Below are 17,547 nucleotides of genomic sequence, written 5' to 3'. Positions count from 1 at the left end.
GCCGGACGCCACCTCCGCGGCCACGTCCCCGGCCGCGGCCTCGCGCCGGACGGCTCGCGCGGGCGCCGTCGCCCCGTCCTACCCTTGGCCGCATGGCGATTCCCGACACCCCCGGCACCAACGTCACCGTCGAGGACCTCGACGCCTCGAACCCGATCCCCGACGGCTACGTGCTGCTCGACGTGCGCGAGCAGGACGAGTGGGAGGCCGGCCACGCGCCCGGCGCTGTCCACATCCCCATGGGCGAGCTGCCCGCCAGGATGGACGACATCCCCGAGGGCGAGCTCGTCGTGGTCTGCCGCTCCGGCGGCCGGTCGGCCCGCTCGGTCGCGTGGCTGAACCAGGCCGGCTTCGACGCCTACAACCTCGTCAGCGGCATGAAGGGCTGGGAGGCCGCTGGCCTTCCGGTGACGAGGGACGACGGCGGGGCCGCCGCCGTTCTCTGACCTCCCGGCCGGCCGGGGCTCGCCGGGCGGCGTCGGTGTCCGCGTGCACGACCGCGAGGCGTCGACAGCAGCCTCGGCTGACCGCACCACTACGTGCTCCCGTGCATCGGCCCGCGTGGGCGACTGCCCCGGCCCCCGATCCGCGCCGACCGCCGCCTCGCGGCTGCGCGTGACCGCACTACTAAGTGCTCCTGCGCAGATGAAGTCGTTCCAGATGCACTTGCCCGGCTGAGATGCACTTCCTCCTGACGGCCCAGGCGAGGAGCGCCCACGGGCGGCCGTGACGGTGGCGGTCGGCAGGGCGGCCGCGACGGGTGGCGGCTGGCCCGGGCGGCGTCGGTGACGGCGGTGCCCGTACTCTTGGGCGCCATGGGTAAGAAGAGCCGCAGCAAGCGCCAGGTCCGTCCCGAGGGCACCCCGAAGCCGAAGCGGCAGGAGGTCCCCTTCGTCGAGCGTCCCTTCGAGGGGCTGCCCGCCGAGACCGACCTCGTGGCGATGCGTGAGGTCGTCCCCGCCGCCTCCGTCGCGGTGCGCACCACGGCCGAGCACGGCGCCCGCGACGTCCAGCTCGTCACGCTCCTGCCGGACATGCTGCCCGCGCTGCACCGCGAGGACGGCACCCTCCTCGTGGCCCTCCAGACCACCGCCCACTCCGGGGACGCCTCCCGCGACGTCGCCGCGGCGCTGCTCGCCGCCCTCGAGCTCGAGCCGGGGTCCGCCCTGACCGGCACCGGGCTGCCCGAGCCGGGGCCGCGCCTGCAGGACGTCCTCGACCTCGACGGCCCCTTCGACCTCACCGTCCACGACAGCTTCGCCTTCTGGCTCACCGACGACGCCGCGAAGGAGAGCGAGGTGGCCGCCGCGCTCGAGCAGGCCAACAGCAACATCGTCCCCACGGTGAAGGTCGACGGCGTGCAGTCCGCCTACTGGTGCCGCATGGGCCGGGAGTTCCTGCGCTGGGCCCGGCCCGAGGACCAGGAGAAGGTCCTCGACGCCATCGCTCGCCTGCACGCCGCGCGCGAGTCCGCCATCGACGACGGCGCCAAGTTCGTCGGAGCCTTCCGCTCCTGCGGCATCCTCATCCCGGTGTGGGAGCTCGCGCCCGGAACCGAGGCAGACGAGCTCACCGCGCCGCTGGCCGCCTTCGAGAAGAAGCTCGACGAGGCGCTGGCCCGGACCGAGCCCCTCGACGCCGACGAGCGCCGCGCCCGGGCCGGCATCGTCTCCCGCCAGGTCAGCCTGCGCTGAGGACCCGGCGAGCGGGGGCGGCGGCCCGCCCCCGCTCCGTCACGGCCCGCCCCCGCTCCGTCATGTCCAGGTCAAGGTTCGTCGCGGCCTCGGTACGCGGTTGGTCCGGAACGTAGATAGGCTTTACCACGTGAGGCAAGGAGCGAGGTCCCAGCGGGTCGCCGTCGTGATCCCCGCGAAGGACGAGGCCGACCGCATCGCCGCCACCGTCCGTGCCGCACGCGCCATCCCCCACGTGGACCTCGTGCTCGTCGTCGACGACGGCTCCGAGGACGACACCCAGCACGTCGCCCGCCGCTCGGGCGCCGTCGTCGTGCGCCACTCGGTCAACCGCGGCAAGGCGTCCGCGATGGAGACGGGCGCGTCCGTCGTCGCCATGCGCGACGTCGAGGGCGCCCCGCGCCGCCTGCTGCTCTTCCTCGACGCCGACCTGGGCGAGACCGCCGTCGCTACCGCACCGCTGGTCCCGCCGGTCCTCGAGGGCAGGGCCGACTGCACCATCGCCGTCCTGCCCCCGCAGCCCGGCGCCGGCGGGCGCGGCATCGTCACCGGCCTGGCCCGGCGCTCGATCCTGAGGGCCACGGGCTGGTCCCCGACGCAGCCGCTGTCCGGGCAGCGCTGCCTGACCCGCGAGGCGTTCGACACCGCCACCCCGCTCTCGCGCGGCTGGGGCGTGGAGACCGGCATGACGATCGACCTCCTCGTCGCCGGGTACACCCTCCAGGAGGTCCCGTGCGACCTGCGCCACCGGCCCTCCGCGGACGACCTGTCCGGCCAGCTCCACCGCGGCGCGCAGTACCGCGACGTGGCGCTCGCCGTCAGCGCCCGCAAGATGCGCGGGGTGCGTGTGCCGCCCACCCGCCGCGGGGACAACCCCGCGCGGCAGCGCCCGGGGCGGCCCTACCGCGCCTGGTCCGACGCCCCGGCCGCCGAGGGGTCGACGACGGAGGCCCCCGCCGCCCGCACCGACGAGGGCGCGACCGGGGCCTGAGCCGGCTCGCCGCGCGCGAGCAGCCACCCCGCCAGGACTGAGACGAGCAGCGGCACCGCCAGCGAGATCCCGATGGCGGGCAGCACGATCCCCGAGTCGTTGACCAGGAACGCGATCGTGAACGTCGCCGCGAGGGACAGGACGGCCGGCCGCAGCATCGGGATGTCGCCGTCGATCCGGCCGACCGACCCGCCGCCGACGAGCCAGCCGTAGCTGTCGTTCTGCCCGCGGCGCGCGGCGTTGCGCAGCGGCCGGGTCAGCAGCACCACCACGACGACGATCCCGCCGATCGCCAGCAGCGTCAGCGTCGAGCCGAACAGGTTCGCCAGGTTCTGGGAGGCCTTCCGTCCCACCACGGACCACAGCCCGCCGTCGAGGACGGTCTCGACGAACCGGCCCAGGTGCGAGCGCTCGGCGGGCGGGCGGAGCCAGTCGATGACGGAGAAGCTCAGCGCGAGGACGCCGGTGACGCCCAGGACGAGGAGGATCCGCCGCCACGTGAGCCGCACCCCGGCGGCCAGCAGGGCGAGGGCGAGGAACCCGGGGATGAGGGCCGGCGGCCCGCCGAAGTCCGCGCCGATGGTCGGCGCGCCGTCCAGCACGACGGCGATCAGCCCGATCACCCCCACGGCGGCGGCGGCCAGGCGGCGCCGTCCGGCACGCACGAGCGGGTCCGCGACGCACGTGGCCACCAGGATCGTCGAGGCGGCGAAGAGGGAGAACGAGGAGTTGTTGAAGCCGTAGAAGCGCCCGCCGACCTGCGGCTCGACGCCCATGAGCGAGGAGATCTGGAGCGTCGCCCCGGTGACGACGTCGACGGCGAGCACCACCGCGGTCAGCCCGGCGACCACCGCGACGGGGCCGAGCAGGCTCCTGCGCCACGGGCCCAGGAGCGCGGCGGCCGCGACCGCCACCGCGAGCAGCGCCGTCGCGGTCAGCAGCAAGGCCCCCGGGCTCGAGCCGCGCCACCACGGCAGCAGGTTGGCCAGGTAGGAGGCGATCGGGATCGACCCGACCGTCACGGCGACGGCGCGGATCGCGCGCAGCGCCGTCGCGGGCCGCCGCGAGCGGAGGGCGGTGGCGGCCCGGCGGGCGGTGGGGGACTCGTGCCGGCCGAGCCAGCCGGCGGCGCGGTCGAGGTTGCGGCGGTTGAGGCCGACCGTGACCGTCGCGTACAGCAGCAGGTTCACCAGCACCAGCGCCGAGTGGAAGGGGCCCTTGAGGGGGCGGACGGCGACGGCGTGGTCGCTGACGTCGGTGAGGTAGGAGAACCGGGCCGCACCCGTGCGCCCGTCCGGCACGACGTCCAGCGGGGACCCGACGAGGCTGTTCGGGGCCTCGACGCCGAGCATGGCGAGCATCGTCGGGGTCAGGTCGGTGGACTGGATCATGCCCGGCTGGCGGGTCGAGCGGCTCCCGAGGAGCGCACCGTCGGCCGGCACGTCGCCCAGCGCGGGACCGTCGGCGACGGCGAGCTGGAGGAGCGAGCGGGTGCCCGAGTCCGCCAGCGAGGCGACGAGGACGGTGGCGTCCGGGGCGACGTCCCGCACGGCCTCGAGCACGGCCCCGACGCGCTGGTCGATGGCCGAGACCTGCTGGCTGCGTGCGGGGGAGCGCAGCAGCCACGCCTCGCCCGTGGAGGGGCTGGGGGTCTCGGAGGGGTCCGGCTCCGGCGCCGGCTCCTGGGTGAACGTCTCCGCCCCGACCAGGGGGCGGTTCCGGTCCCGGACGGAGCCGACGTCGACGACGGCGAGCGCGTGGCCGGGCAGGGCGTCGGCCACCTGCGCCCCGAGCTGCGCCGGACTGGAGTAGCCGAAGGCGTGGTCCCCGGCCACCGTGCCGTCGGAGGTCGCCAGCGCGACGGCGGCTCCCGGCCCGACCGCGACGGAGGAGGTCCCCGAGGAGGTCAGGAGGTCGCCGAGGAGCCCGGGTGTGGCGTCGTAGGAGGCGTCCGCCGCGGCGTCGACGTAGGTCTCCCACGCCGGGACCGTGCCGTCCTCGCCGGCGCTCTCGAGCCGGCGGCAGGCCCCGTACTCCTCCATGGGGACGTCCGCGGCCCGGCGCCCGGCGGAGAGGGCGAGCCAGCCGTCGGCCGGGCAGGTGGTCGAGCGGACGGAGCGCACGACGAGGTTCGCGGCCGCGCCGCCGCCGGAGAACTCCCACAGGTGCGGTGTGGCCAGGGCGGAGAGGTCCTCCCAGCGCAGCCCGGTGGTACCCACGACGACGAGCGGCCGCTCCTCGTCGGCCGGGACCGCCCCGGGGGTGGCCGCGCCGGCTGTGGCGGTGGCGGTCCCGGTGACCGCCCCGGGGGCGGCGGCGCCTGCGGTCCCGGTGACCGGCTCGTGGGAGGCGGCGGGCGCGGTGAGCATCGGGAGCATCAGCGGCAGGAAGAGGCCGAATACCACCACGACCGCGAGCACGAGGACGATCCGCCGTTGCCTCCTGCTGCGCCTGGTTCCCACGCGGGCAGCCTACGTGGCCCGCCGTGGGCGGCGCCCGGCCCGCCCCGGCCGCGCGGATAGGCTGCGGGGCGTGGAAGCCGAACCCAGACCGGACGACGTGGCCGGGACCGCCCGGCCGGACGAGGGGCAGGCGCGCCGCCCCCGCTACGCCTACCTCGGCCCCGAGGGCACCTTCACCCAGGCCGCGTTGCTGCAGGTCACCAGCGCGGACGAGGCAGACCTCGAGCCGTGCAGCGACGTCGTCACCGCGCTGGAACGCGTGCGCTCCGGCGACGCGGACTTCGCCGTCGTCCCGATCGAGAACTCGGTCGAGGGTGGGGTGAACGTCACTCTCGACACCCTCTCCACCGGCGCGCCGCTGGTGATCGTGGGCGAGATGCTCGTGCCGGTCACCTTCACCCTGTGCGCGAGGCCGGGCATGACGCTGGAGAAGGTGCGGCGCATCTCCACCCACCCGCACGCCTGGGCGCAGTGCCGGCGCTGGATCACCGAGCACCTGGACGGCGCGGTCCACGTCCCGGCCACGTCCACGGCCGCCGCCGCGGCCCTGCTGGCGTCGGGAGAGCCGGAGCCAGGCTTCGATGCCGCCCTGTGCTCCGAGCTCTCCGCCCGCCAGTACGGCCTCGAGGTCCTCGCCGCGGGCGTCGCGGACAACCCGCACGCCGTCACCAGGTTCGTCCTGGTCGCGCGCCCGGGCCGTCTGCCGGAACCGACCGGGGCCGACAAGACGACCCTGATGGTCCACCTGGCCGACAACGAGGCGGGCGCCCTGCTGAACATGCTGGAGCAGTTCGCCACCCGCGGGGTGAACCTCTCCCGCATCGAGTCCCGGCCGATCGGGGACTCGCTCGGCCGGTACTCCTTCAGCATCGACGCGGAGGGGCACGTGGCGGAGGAGCGCGTCCAGGCCACCCTCATCGGCCTGCACCGCGTGTGCCCGACCGTGCGTTTCCTCGGGTCCTACCCGCGCGCCGACGGCCAGCGCCCGCACGTGCGGCCGGGCACGTACGACGCGGACTTCCGCGCCGCCCGGGAGTGGGTGGGCAGCCTGCTGTCCGGCTATTCGCGCGTCGAGGGCGACTGACGGCCGCTCACATGGTGCGGACGACCAGGCCGCCCTTCTCGACGCGGGCGTGGATCGTCGTCGCGAAGCCGACGAGGTCGCCGTCGACCTGGACGTGCTCGGGCTCCTCGGTGCGCACCATGACGGAGCGGGCGCGGCGGAACTCGATCGTGCCGGTGCTGTAGGGCACGAGGTCCTTGCGGATCCCCAGCCCCTGCAGGGTGACCTTGCGCAGCAGGTCCGCCCACCCGATGAGGCCGCCGCGGGTGTCGATCGCGGCGATGTCGAGCCAGCCGTCGTCGAGCTGGGCGTCGGGGAACAGGACGATGTTGCCCGGCAGGCGGCCGCAGTTGGCGAACAGGATGGTCCGGGCGGTGAACGGCTCGCTTGCCTCGGAGTCCCCGAGCTTGGTGGAGGCGTGGATCTTCCGGCCGGTCAGGTGCTTCACGCCGGCGACGAAGTAGGCCATCCAGCCCAGCTTCGCCTTGAGCTCGTCGTCGGCGGCGGAGACCATCGCAGCGTCGAACCCCAGCCCGCCGATGACGAGGAAGACGTGCTCCTTGTCCGGGTCGTCGTCCGGGATGACGCCGGCGTCCGGCGGCTGGACCCCCTTGGCGGCGGCGCCCTCCTCCGGGATCGCGGCGTCCAGCTCGGGACCACGGGCGGCCTCGCCGGAGTCGGTCTTCTCGGCCGACCTCGCCGTCGAGGCGTCGGCGCGGCCGCGGACCTTCTCCTCGTCCTCGGGGGAGAGCGGCTCGGTGCGCAGCCACCCGAGGTCCATCGGCCGGTCCCGTCCGGTCAGCGCGGTCGCGACGAGCTCGCGCTGGCTGCCGAGGGGCAGGTCGAGGTTGCGGGCGAGGAGGTTGCCCGTCCCGAGCGGGATCAGCCCCATCGGGACGCCGGTGCCGGCCAGCGCCTCGGCCACCGCGCGCACCGTCCCGTCGCCGCCCGCGGCGACGACGACGGACGCGCCCTTCTCGACCGCCTCACGGGCCTGGCCGAGTCCCGGGTCCTCCACGGTGGTCTCGAACCACAGCGGCTGCTCGAGACCCACCTCCGCGGCGGTCTGCTGGACCAGGTCGCGCAGGTACTCCACGTCCACGGACTTCGACGGGTTGACGATCACCGCGGGCGGGCCCGAGCGCGGCGCCGGCGGCAGCTTCTCGGCCTCCTCCTCCGCGGAGAACGACGGCGTGCGCTGCTTCACCGCGCGCCAGGCCAGCAGGCCGATGATCACCGCGGCGAGCGCGAGGACGAGCGCTGCGACCGCCGCGACGGCGACCCACTGTTCCAACGTCATGGGCGCAACCTACCGGCGCGCGGGCGCACCCCGCCCGCCGGGCCGGCGGACGGGGCACGCGGCGCGGACGGCCCCGGCCGGGCGGGTGAGCCGACGGGCGGCCGTTAGGCTCGGACGCATGATCGACCTTCGAGCCCTGCGCGAGGACCCCGAGCAGGTCCGCGCCAGCCAGCGCGCCCGCGGCGCGGACGAGACCCTGGTGGACGCCCTGCTGGAGGCAGACGCCCGCCGCCGTGCCTCCCTGGCCCGGTTCGAGGAGCTGCGCGCCGAGCAGAAGCAGGTCTCCCGGTCCGTCGGCAAGGCCTCCCCCGAGGAGCGGGCGACGGTGCTCGCGCGGGCCAAGGAGCTGTCCGAGCAGGTCAAGGCCGCCGAGGCCGAGGCCGGCACCGCGCAGGCCACGCTCGACGACGTCGCCCGGACGGTGCCGAACGTGGTCCACCCGGCCGCGCCGGTCGGGGGCGAGGACGACTACGCCGTGCTCAAGCACGTCGGGACCCCACGCGACTTCGCCGCCGAGGGGTTCGAGCCCAAGGACCACCTGGACCTCGGTGAGTCGCTGCGCGCGATCGACGTCCCCCGCGGCGCGAAGGTCTCCGGGGCGCGGTTCTACTTCCTCACCGGCATCGGCGCCCGCCTGGAGCTCGCCCTGCTCAACGCGGCCATGGACCAGGCCACCGCGGCCGGGTTCGTCCCGATGATCACGCCGACCCTGGTGCGCCCGGAGACGATGCAGGGCACCGGGTTCGACGTCGCCCACGACGCCGAGATCTACCGCCTCGAGGCCGACGACCTCTACCTCGTCGGCACCTCGGAGGTGGCGCTGGCGGGGTACCACTCCGGCGAGATCCTGGACCTCTCCGACGGCCCGCTGCGCTACGCCGGCTGGTCCTCCTGCTACCGGCGCGAGGCCGGCTCCCACGGCAAGGACACCCGCGGGATCATCCGCGTGCACCAGTTCAACAAGGTGGAGATGTTCTCCTACGTCCCCCTCGAGGAGGCGGAGGCCGAGCACGAGCGCCTCCTCGCCTGGGAGGAGGAGATGCTCGCCAAGGTCGAGCTGCCGTACCGGGTCATCGACACCGCGGCCGGGGACCTGGGGACGTCCGCCGCGCGGAAGTTCGACTGCGAGGCGTGGCTGCCCACCCAGAACCGGTTCATGGAGGTCACCTCCACCTCGAACTGCACCACGTACCAGGCCCGCCGGCTCGGGGTCCGGGAACGGACGGCGTCGGGGGAGACGCGTCCGGTGGCCACGCTCAACGGCACCCTCGCGACCACGCGGTGGATCGTGGCCATCCTCGAGAACCACCAGCAGCCGGACGGCTCCGTGCGCGTGCCGGCCGGCCTGCGGCCCTACCTCGGGGGCCTGGAGGTCATCGAGCCCGCATGAGGGAGACCGACCGCCTCGCGCCCGTGGCCGAGCGCGCCGCCCGCTGGCGGCGCCTCGTGCCCGACTCCGTGCCGGCCGCCGGCCCGGACCTGATGGTGGCCCTCGACATCGACGGCACGCTCCTCACCCACGACGGCGGCCTGGGCGAGGAGGTGCGCGGCGCCGTCACGGACCTGCGCGCGTCCGGCGCGCACGTGGTCCTCGCGACCGGCCGCTCCGTGCAGGCGACGATCCCCGTCGCCGTCGAGCTCGGCCTGACCGACGGGATGATGGTGTGCTCCAACGGCGCCGTCTGCGTGCGCATCGACCCGCAGGAGGAGCTCGGGTACGAGATCACCGACGTCGTCACGTTCGACCCGGGCCCCGCGCTGCGGCTGCTGCGCCAGGAGCTGCCCGACGGGCTCTTCGCCGTCGAGGACCTCGGCAGGGGCTACAAGGTCACCGCGCCGTTCCCCATGGGGGAGCTGACCGGTGAGGTCCAGATCGTCCCGTTCGAGGAGCTGCTCGACGCCCCGGCCACCCGTGTGACGCTACGCGCCCCGCACCTCGACTCCTCGGACTTCGACGCCCTCGTCGACCGGATCGGACTGCACGGGGTGGGGTACGCCGTCGGCTGGACGGCGTGGCTCGACATCTCGCCCGAGGGCGTGAACAAGGCCAGCGCCCTGGAGATGCTGCGCGGCCGCCTCGACATCGACCCCGGCGCGACCGTCGCCATGGGCGACGGCGGGAACGACCTCGAGATGCTCGAGTGGGCCGCCCACGGGGTCGCCATGGGCAACGCCGGCCCGCACGTGCACGCCGTGGCCGACGCCGTCACCGGCGAGGTCCTGGAGGACGGCGCCGCCGTCGTCCTGCGGGCGCTGCTGGAGCGCTGAGCGGGCGTCACCCGCTCGCCGCGGCGTCGAGGATCACGCGCGCGAGGTCGTCGGGGCGCGTGAGCTGCGGCCAGTGCCCCGTCGGCAGATCGACGTGGTCGACCCTGAGGCGCGTGAACTCTCGCACCGGCTCCGCCCCCGATGCGATCCACCCCCGGAGCGTCTCGGTCGTGTACTCCGTCGCGACCGCGGTGACCGGGACGTCGTAGCGGCGCTCGTCGGAGAGCCGCTGGCGCTCGCGGACCACCCGGGCCGGGGAGGGGAGGGCCCGTTCGCGGAACCGGGCCAGCGCCTCGTCGTCGAGGTCGGTGAGGTCCTCCGGCCCGAAGGCGGACCAGTCCGGGAGCGGCACGTCGCCGTCCTCGGCGGGGAAGTCCTCGGCGAGGGTGCCGCCGTCACCGGTCGGGAAGCCGCCCACGTACACCGCCCGCGCCACCCGGTCCGGGCGCGCGTCCACCGCGGCGTGGCAGATGCCGCACCCGGCCGAGTGCCCGACGAGCAGCACCTTCGCGGGGCCGCACGCGTCGATCGCGGCGACGACGGCGTCGACGTGGTCCCGCAGCCCGACGCCCGAGCGGTCGGCGTCCTCGGACCCCATGCCCGGCAGGGTGAGCGGGTGGGCACGGTGGCCCGCCGCCTCGAGCGCGGGCACCACCCGCTCCCACGAGGAGGCGTCCAGCCACAGCCCGGGCACCAGGATGATGTCCACCGCGCACGTCCTTCCTCGCCGGGGGCAGGTGGACGGCACGGTAGCCGGGGCCGGGCGGGACGTCGACCGATCCGGCGCCGGGGTCAGGCGCGCGGGGCGGGCCCCACGGACGCGCGCCGCACGATCCGGGTGGGCACGCGCTGGAGGGCGGGGACCTCCGCGGCCGGGTCCTCGACCAGCCGGAGCAGGGTCGCCGCCGCGGTCTCGCCCATCGCGTAGTGGGGCAGCGCGACGCTGCTCAGGCCGGGCCGTAGCTCCTGGGCGAGGACGGCGAGGTCGTCGAACCCGACCACCGACAGGTCGGCGGGGATGCGCAGCCCGCGCGCGGCGGCGGCGCGGTAGACCCCCACGGCCATCTGGTCGGTGAAGGCGAAGATCGCCGTCGGGGGGTCGGGCCGGTCCAGCAGCACCCCGGCCGCGGCCTCGCCGCCCGTGGAGTCGGACTGCGCGCGCGCCACCAGGGCGTCCTCCACGGGGAGGCCCCGCTCGGCGAGCGCGTCCCGGTACCCGGCTGTCCGGCCCTCGGAGGCCGGGCTGTCGTTCCGGTCGAGGACGAACCCGATGCGCCGGTGGCCGTGCGAGGCGAGCTCCGCGACGGCGGCCCGGGCGCCGGCCTCCTCGTCGGGGACCACGGACGGCACGGCCCCCGCCTCGTCGCGCGCGTCGAGGAGGACGAGGGGGGTGCCGTTCGGGGGGACCGGGGCGGGCACCACGCGGTGGGACATCGTCGCCCAGAGCACGCCCCCCACCTGCTGCTGGCGCAGGACCGCCATCGCGCGCCGCTCGATGGCCGCGTCCCCGCCGGTGTTGACGACCATGAGCACGTGCCCGGCCTCCCACGCCGCGTCCTGCGCGCCCTGGATGAGCTGGCCCGCGTACGGGGTCGTCGCGATGACGTCGCTGATCAGCGCGAGGGTGCCCGACCGCCGGGTGCGGAGCCCGCGGGCGAGCGCGTTCGGGGCGTAGCCCAGCTCGTCGGCGGCGCGGCGCACCCGGTCACGGGTGCTCTCCTTCACCCGGGCCCCGTGGACGTCGTTGAGGACGGCCGAGACGGTGGACGGGGCCACGCCGGCCAGCCGGGCGACGTCGCTGATGCGGGCTCGAGGACTCACGCTCTCCTGCTCGTCGCGGGGCCGGGCGACCCGGTGGGGGCGGTGGGAGCACTCATCGTGCCGCAGCAGACCGCAGGACCGCCAGACCGCCGCCCGGCGCGGCCGAGACCGGGAGGGGGTCGCTCAGCGCGCCGACGAAGCGGCCGTCGGCACCGACGTTCTCCCAGGCGAAGAAGTGGTGCTCGCCGTCGTGCCGCAGGATCCGGCCCGCGTAGCGGCTGGCCACGTCGTCGCCGAGCAGGAACGGCCCGTCGGCGAGTGTGTAGGGGCCGGTCGGGGTCTCGGCCCGGAGGTAGTGCGTGCCGCCCTGGGGTGCGACGCCGCGCGCGGTGCGCGCCGCGCTCTGGTCGGCGGCGGTGGCGCAGAAGAGCACCTGCCAGGCGTCGCCGACGCTCACGAGCTGGGGGACCTCGAGGTGGTAGAAGTCGCCCGGCTCGGACAGGGGCGGCCCGGCCTCCCAGGTCACGAGGTCGGCGGAGGTGGCGTGCCCGACGACGCCGCGCCCGTCCACCGGGCCGTGCGGCACCCGGGCCGTGAGGAGCATGTGGTACAGGCCGGTGGCCTCGTCACGGAAGACCCACGGGTCGCGCCACGCCTGCTCGCGCACACCGGGGTGGAGCAGCTCGTACCAGCGCGGGTCGGCCTCGAGCACCACCCCCTGCCGTTCCCAGTGAACGAGGTCGGCGGAGCTGGCCAGGCCGACCCGCTGGACGCGTCCCTCCTCCGCGCGCGACACCCCGGTGTAGAACATCTGCCAGCGGTCGCCGTGCCGCACGACGCACCCGGTCCAGGTGGCGAGGTCGTCGAACTCCCCGGCCGGCCCGGCGCTCAGCGCGTCGGGCAGCACCCGCCAGGACACCAGGTCGCGGGAGACGGCGTGGCCCACCGTGGCGCGGTGGTGGCGCAGGTCCGGGTCGCCGAGCGAGCGCGGCGCCTGGAGGTAGAAGACGTGGACGTCCGGTCCGTCGACGGCGAACCAGAAGTCCCACAGCCACCTGTCGTCAAGTCGCAGTCCCAAGGATCAGCCCTTCAGTCCGGAGGAGGCCAGCGACTGGACGAACCAGCGCTGGAAGGCGAGGAACACCACGAGCACGGGCAGGACCATGAGCACGCCGAAGGCGAAGATCTGCCCCCAGTCGTAGGGCGGCTGGCCCTGGAACACGGCGATCGCGAGCGGCAGCGGTCGTCGCTGCGGCTGGTCGACCATCATGACCGGCCACAGGAACGACCCCCACGTGGTGAGGAAGGTCAGGATCGTCACGGTCGCGAAGACGGGCTTCGACATGGGCACGACGATCCGGAAGAACGTCCGCCACGTCCCCGCCCCGTCGATGCGGGCCGCCTCCTCGAGCTCGCGGGGCAGGCCCACGAAGAAGGAGTAGAAGAGGTAGATCGAGAAGGCGCTCGCCACGAACGGCAGAAACTGGATGTAGTACGTGTTGCGGTGGTCGTTGAGGAGGTAGAACAGCGGCACGGCGATCGCCTCGAACGGCAGGATCGTCAGCGCCACCACGGTCAGCAGCGCCGCGTCCCGCCCGCGCCAGCGCAGCCGGGCCAGGGCGTAGGCGGCCATGGAGTTCACCAGCAGGCCCGCCAGCACCACGACGGCCGTGACGAGCAGCGAGGTGAGGTAGAAGTCGCTGAAGTAGCCGGTGGCCGGGCTGGAGAAGCGGTCCAGCATCCCGGTGTAGTTGTCCAGCGACGCGTCCTTGGGGACGAAACCGGCGAGGCCGTCGATGACGTCGCCGGAGGGCTTGAGGCTGCCGACGACGAGGTAGGCCACCGGCGCGACGAAGACGAGCGCCAGCAGGGTCAGGGCGAGGTAGGTCAGGGTGGTGCGCAGCTGTCTCATGAGATCTCCCGGTCTTCGCGCAGCAGCCGGCGCTGGACGAGGGTGATCGCCAGCACGATGAGGAAGAACAGGACGGTGATCGCGGACGCGCGGCCCACGTTGTTGGCGTCGAAGGCGGTGGTGACGGCCTGGTACATCACCGTCGTGGTCGCCTGCTGCGGGCCACCCTGGGTCATGATGTAGATCTGGTCGAACAGCCGGAACGCGAGGATCGTCGTGACCATCACGACGAAGATGAGCGTGTTGCGCAGGCCGGGGAGCGTCACGTGCCGGAACTGGAGCCACCGGCCCGCGCGGTCGAGCGACGCCGCCTCGTACAGGTCCTTCGGGATGCCCTGGAGCCCCGCCAGGAGGATCACCATCTGCAGGCCCACGCCCTGCCAGATCGACATGATGATGATCGCCGGCAGCGCTGTGGCGGTGTCGCCCAGCCAGTCGTAGGGGCCGAGGTGCCCGAAGGAGACGGTGTCGAGGACGGCGTTGAGCATGCCCAGCTCACCGCGCGCGTAGATGACCTTCCACACCACGGCCACCAGGGCCATGGGGAAGACGACCGGCATGAAGAAGAAGGTTCGGAACACCGGCATGCCGCGCAGCGGGCGGTTGAGCAGCAGGGCCAGGGCGAGGGCCAGCGCCGTCTGGAGCGGGACCACGACGACGGCGAAGATCACGTTGTTCAGCAGGCCGCGGTAGAACTCTCCGCGGAAGTCCGGGTCGAGCAGGATCCGCCGGTACTGCTCCAGGCCCATCCAGTTCGGCGGGGTCGGCGAGTCGAGCCTGACGTTGTGCAGCGAGAGCCAGCCGGCCATCACGAAGGGGACGACGACGAACATGAGCAGCCCGGCCGCGGCCGGCAGGAACATCGCCCAGGCGGCGCGGTCGTCCCGGCGCAGCCTCCGGCGTCGGCGCGTCGGTGCCAGCGGTGGAGCCTGTTGTGGTGTCTGGGTGGTGGTGGTCATGACTGGTCCCCTCGAGAGCGGTGCCCGGGGCGCGCCGGCGGGCGGCGCGCCCCGGGCTCGTGGCGGTGCCGTCAGCTCTGGCCGTAACCGTCGTTGTCCTGGAAGTCGAGGTCGATGGTCCGTGCCGCCTGGTCGAGAAGCTCCTGGGCGTCACCGCCCTCGTACGCACCGAAGAACGCCTCGGAGAACTGCTGGCTGATCACCGGGTAGGCCGGGGTGATCGGCCGCGGCGTGGCCACGCAGTCGGTGGTCGGGGCGGCGTCGCCGCAGGTGCGTGCGAGGGACTCGGCGAAGATCGCCAGCGGCCCGTCGGCGCCGTACAGCGTCGAGGACTCGGTGACCGTGCGGGTGGCGGGCGGTGCGGCGTTGGCGTCCGTCATGGCGGCGACGGCGTCGTCCGAGGTCAGGAAGTCGAGGAAGCGGCCCGCAAGCTCGGGGTTGTCGCTCTCGGGGCTGACGCCCCAGGCCCACGAGCCCTGCCCGCTCTTGGGGCCGGACCCGAAGTCCGGGAGCGGCAGCACGACGAGGTCCTCGCCGAGCGCCTCCGAGTAGGGGTTGTAGACCCAGTGCCCCACCCAGCTCAGGGCGACGCGGCCGTCGACGAACGCGGCGTCGTCGGTGTTCGGGTCGATGAGGTCGCGCCAGCCGGCGAAGCGCTCGACCGCCTCGACGACGGCCGGGCTGTTGAGGTGCCCGTCGGCGGCGCCGTCGACGATGATCTGCTCACCGGCGGACCAGGCGACGGGGAGGAAGCCGTACGTGGGCCACTCCGCGCCGTAGTTCTCCTTGATGTCGAGTACCTTGCCGTCGTCGTCCTTCGCGGCGAGCGCCTGGAGCGCGGCCTCGAACTCCTCGGCGGTCCAGGCGTCGTCCAGGCCGGTGGGGTACTCCACCCCGGCGGCGTCGAGGAGGGCCTTGTTGCCGTAGACGCCCAGGGAGGCGTCGAACTGGGAGACGCCGTAGAGCTCGCCGTCGGCGGGGTTGGTGTTCTGCGCGAGCACGGAGTCCGTCTGGTTCTCCACGGTCTCGGCGGAGACGACGTCGCCCAGCGGGGCGAGCTTCCCGGCGTAGGCCAGCGAGGCCATCATCGGTCCGTCGAACTCCAGGACGTCCGGCAGATCCTCGGGGGAGGTCGTCGTCACGGTGGAGGTGTAGTCGGCCTCGGGGACGAACTGGAGACTCACCGTGCCCTCACCGAGGGCGTTGAACTCGTCGATCGCCTGCTGCAGCGCCTCGACCTCCGCCTCCTGGCCCTGGTGGGCCCAGACGGTGATCTCGTCCGCGGCCGCACCGCCGCTGTCGCCGCTGTCCCCGCCGGCGTCGCTGCACGCCGTGAGCACGAGAAGAGGCGCGGCCAGGGCCGCCGCGATGATTCTGCTGCGCATGTTGGTTCCTCCACGTCGAGTTGCCGAATCGATTCGGCAAACTCTGGCACCGGAGCTTCGGACCTGTCAAAGGGGTCGCCCGGCAGGGGCCGTCGGCAGGGCCGGTCCGGTCGAGGCGCCGCCGCCTCCGGGCCATGGCCTGGTGCGCTCCGAGGCGTCGGGCCGGCCCGAGGTCGTCGACGGCCGTCACGTCGATGCAACGACGTGCAAACGTTGCAGGATCGTTACCGTCAGCGCCCCCCGATATGTTGAATCTCACGCCGCGGAGGTCTTGAGTGGGGTGTGGGAGCGCCCGAGCGCTCGTGACGATGAGGTGACGAGGAGTACTTCAGTGACGATGACGAACCGACGCCGGATGACGGCGAGCCTGGCTGGCGCTGCTGCGCTCGCCCTGACCCTGGCCGCGTGCGGCGGCGCCGACGACCTCGGCGGCGGTGGCGGCGGTGGTGGCGGCGGCGACAGCACCGCCGGCGGGACCGACTGCTCCGCGTTCGAGGAGTACGGCACGTTCGAGGGGGAGAGCGTCGACATCTTCTCCTCCATCCGCGAGGTCGAGGCCGACCAGCTCCAGGACTCCTTCGCCGAGTTCAGCGAGTGCACGGGCATCGAGGTCGTGCACAACGGCTCCGGCGAGTTCGAGCAGCAGCTCGTGGTGCAGGCCGAGGGCGGCAACGCCCCGGACCTCGCGATCATCCCGCAGCCGGGTCTCCTCCAGCGCATGGTGCGTGACGGCTACGTCAAGGCCCCGGCCGAGTCGGTCGTCGCCAACGTGGACGAGGGCTGGTCCGAGGACTGGAAGGGCTACGGCACCGTGGACGGCGAGTTCTACGCCGCCCCGCTCATGGCGTCGGTGAAGTCCTTCGTCTGGTACTCCCCGAAGGCGTTCGAGGACAACGGCTACGAGGTCCCCACCACGTGGGACGAGCTGATGACCCTCACGCAGACCATCGCCGACGAGCAGGGCTCCGAAACCGTCAAGCCCTGGTGCGCCGGCATCGAGTCCGGCGGCGCGACCGGCTGGCCGGCCACCGACTTCATCGAAGACGTGGTCCTGCGCACCGGCGGCGGCGACGTCTACGACCAGTGGGTGGGCCACGAGATCCCGTTCAACGACCCGCAGATCGTCGAGGCCGTGGACATGGCCGGCGCGATCCTCAAGAACGAGGACTACGTCAACGGTGGCATCGGCGACTCCCGCTCGATCGCCACGACGTCCTTCAACGACGGTGGCCTGCCGATCCTCGACGGTGAGTGCTTCATGTACCGCATGGCCTCCTTCTACGAGGCGCAGTGGCCCGAGGGCACGGAGGTCGGCCCCGACGGTGACGTCTTCGCGTTCTACCTGCCGGGCGAGACGGCGGACGAGACCCCGCTTCTGGTGGCCGGCGAGTTCGTCGCCAAGTTCAACGAGAGCGAGGCCATCGACGCCGTCCAGACGTTCATGGCGTCCTCCGAGTGGGCGAACACCCGCGTCGAGATCGGCGGCGTGACGTCCGCGAACAAGGGCGTCGACCCCGAGCTCGCCTCGTCCGACGTGCTCCGCCTGGCGATCGAGCTGCTCCAGCAGGAGGACGCCGTCGCCCGCTTCGACGGCTCGGACCTCATGCCTTCCGAGGTCGGCGCCGGGGCGTTCTGGACCGGCATGGTCGACTGGATCAACGGCGCGGAGACCTCCGCGGTGCTCGACCAGATCGAGGCCGCCTGGCCGGCCAGCTGATCTGACCGTACGACGGGGGCACGGCTCACGCCGTG

The 17,547-nt window shown here is 73.8% G+C and carries 15 protein-coding genes; 7 read left to right on the top strand and 8 right to left on the bottom strand.

Annotated features, from left to right (window positions below):
• The first annotated feature begins 92 nt into the window (after window positions 1-92).
• The 3 genes from ABD774_RS14755 (at window position 93) to ABD774_RS14745 (ending at window position 2,685) form a co-directional block, all read left to right on the top strand.
• Window positions 93-446, top strand: coding sequence for a rhodanese-like domain-containing protein (locus ABD774_RS14755; RefSeq protein ID WP_345042668.1), 354 nt, complete (start codon window positions 93-95; stop codon window positions 444-446).
• 369 nt (window positions 447-815) lie between these two features.
• Window positions 816-1,694: a DUF5926 family protein gene (locus ABD774_RS14750; RefSeq protein WP_345042665.1), complete on the top strand. Its 879-nt coding sequence runs from the start codon at window positions 816-818 to the stop codon at window positions 1,692-1,694.
• Between the two features lie 130 nt (window positions 1,695-1,824).
• Entirely contained in the window at window positions 1,825-2,685 is an 861-nt protein-coding gene (locus ABD774_RS14745; RefSeq protein WP_345042663.1) for a glycosyltransferase family 2 protein, read from the top strand.
• Here ABD774_RS14745 and ABD774_RS14740 read toward each other — a convergent pair.
• Window positions 2,595-5,147 carry a hypothetical protein gene (locus tag ABD774_RS14740; RefSeq protein WP_345042660.1) on the bottom strand — a complete coding sequence of 851 codons (2,553 nt, stop codon included), beginning with the start codon at window positions 5,145-5,147 and terminating at the stop codon, window positions 2,595-2,597. The genes ABD774_RS14745 and ABD774_RS14740 overlap by 91 nt on opposite strands.
• Window positions 5,148-5,244: 97 nt before the next feature.
• On the opposite strand from ABD774_RS14740, the gene pheA reads away from it, so the two are divergent.
• On the top strand, window positions 5,245-6,231 hold the full coding sequence (pheA, locus tag ABD774_RS14735; protein ID WP_345042756.1) for a prephenate dehydratase: 987 nt from the start codon (window positions 5,245-5,247) through the stop codon (window positions 6,229-6,231).
• 7 nt (window positions 6,232-6,238) lie between these two features.
• Here pheA and ABD774_RS14730 read toward each other — a convergent pair whose 3' ends face one another.
• The gene (locus ABD774_RS14730) at window positions 6,239-7,510 is read right to left on the bottom strand and encodes a diacylglycerol/lipid kinase family protein (RefSeq protein WP_345042658.1); all 1,272 of its coding nucleotides are present in this window, start codon (window positions 7,508-7,510) and stop codon (window positions 6,239-6,241) included.
• A gap of 118 nt (window positions 7,511-7,628) precedes the next feature.
• Between ABD774_RS14730 and serS the strand changes: the two genes are divergently transcribed.
• Window positions 7,629-8,900 (top strand): serine--tRNA ligase, encoded by a 1,272-nt coding sequence (serS, locus tag ABD774_RS14725; RefSeq protein ID WP_345042656.1) that lies wholly within the window; start codon window positions 7,629-7,631, stop codon window positions 8,898-8,900.
• Window positions 8,897-9,778: an HAD family hydrolase gene (locus tag ABD774_RS14720; protein ID WP_345042653.1), complete on the top strand. Its 882-nt coding sequence runs from the start codon at window positions 8,897-8,899 to the stop codon at window positions 9,776-9,778. The genes serS and ABD774_RS14720 overlap by 4 nt, the downstream gene beginning before the upstream one ends.
• A gap of 7 nt (window positions 9,779-9,785) precedes the next feature.
• Here the strand turns inward: ABD774_RS14720 and ABD774_RS14715 are convergent, their stop codons facing one another.
• From ABD774_RS14715 to ABD774_RS14690, 6 genes are all read right to left on the bottom strand, one after another.
• On the bottom strand, window positions 9,786-10,487 hold the full coding sequence (locus ABD774_RS14715; protein ID WP_345042651.1) for an alpha/beta fold hydrolase: 702 nt from the start codon (window positions 10,485-10,487) through the stop codon (window positions 9,786-9,788).
• 83 nt (window positions 10,488-10,570) lie between these two features.
• Window positions 10,571-11,599: a LacI family DNA-binding transcriptional regulator gene (locus tag ABD774_RS14710; RefSeq protein WP_345042648.1), complete on the bottom strand. Its 1,029-nt coding sequence runs from the start codon at window positions 11,597-11,599 to the stop codon at window positions 10,571-10,573.
• A 52-nt stretch (window positions 11,600-11,651) separates the two neighbouring features.
• Complete coding sequence (locus ABD774_RS14705; RefSeq protein WP_345042646.1) at window positions 11,652-12,617, bottom strand: glycoside hydrolase family protein; 966 nt, start codon at window positions 12,615-12,617, stop codon at window positions 11,652-11,654.
• Between the two features lie 3 nt (window positions 12,618-12,620).
• On the bottom strand, window positions 12,621-13,451 hold the full coding sequence (locus ABD774_RS14700) for a carbohydrate ABC transporter permease (RefSeq protein ID WP_345042644.1): 831 nt from the start codon (window positions 13,449-13,451) through the stop codon (window positions 12,621-12,623).
• Entirely contained in the window at window positions 13,448-14,410 is a 963-nt protein-coding gene (locus ABD774_RS14695; RefSeq protein ID WP_345042641.1) for a carbohydrate ABC transporter permease, read from the bottom strand. Before ABD774_RS14695 ends, ABD774_RS14700 begins: the two co-directional genes overlap by 4 nt.
• Window positions 14,411-14,481: 71 nt before the next feature.
• Window positions 14,482-15,795, bottom strand: a complete 1,314-nt coding sequence (locus tag ABD774_RS14690; protein WP_345042639.1) for an ABC transporter substrate-binding protein — start codon at window positions 15,793-15,795, stop codon at window positions 14,482-14,484.
• 337 nt (window positions 15,796-16,132) lie between these two features.
• On the opposite strand from ABD774_RS14690, the gene ABD774_RS14685 reads away from it, so the two are divergent.
• Complete coding sequence (locus tag ABD774_RS14685) at window positions 16,133-17,512, top strand: ABC transporter substrate-binding protein (protein ID WP_345042755.1); 1,380 nt, start codon at window positions 16,133-16,135, stop codon at window positions 17,510-17,512.
• Window positions 17,513-17,547 lie beyond the last annotated feature (35 nt).

It is taken from the genome of Georgenia daeguensis, from assembly GCF_039537705.1.
GTDB classification, from domain to species: Bacteria; Actinomycetota; Actinomycetes; order Actinomycetales; family Actinomycetaceae; genus Georgenia; species Georgenia daeguensis.
Note: the sequence above shows the minus strand (reverse complement) of the source record. Positions and strands in the feature narration are given on the sequence as shown.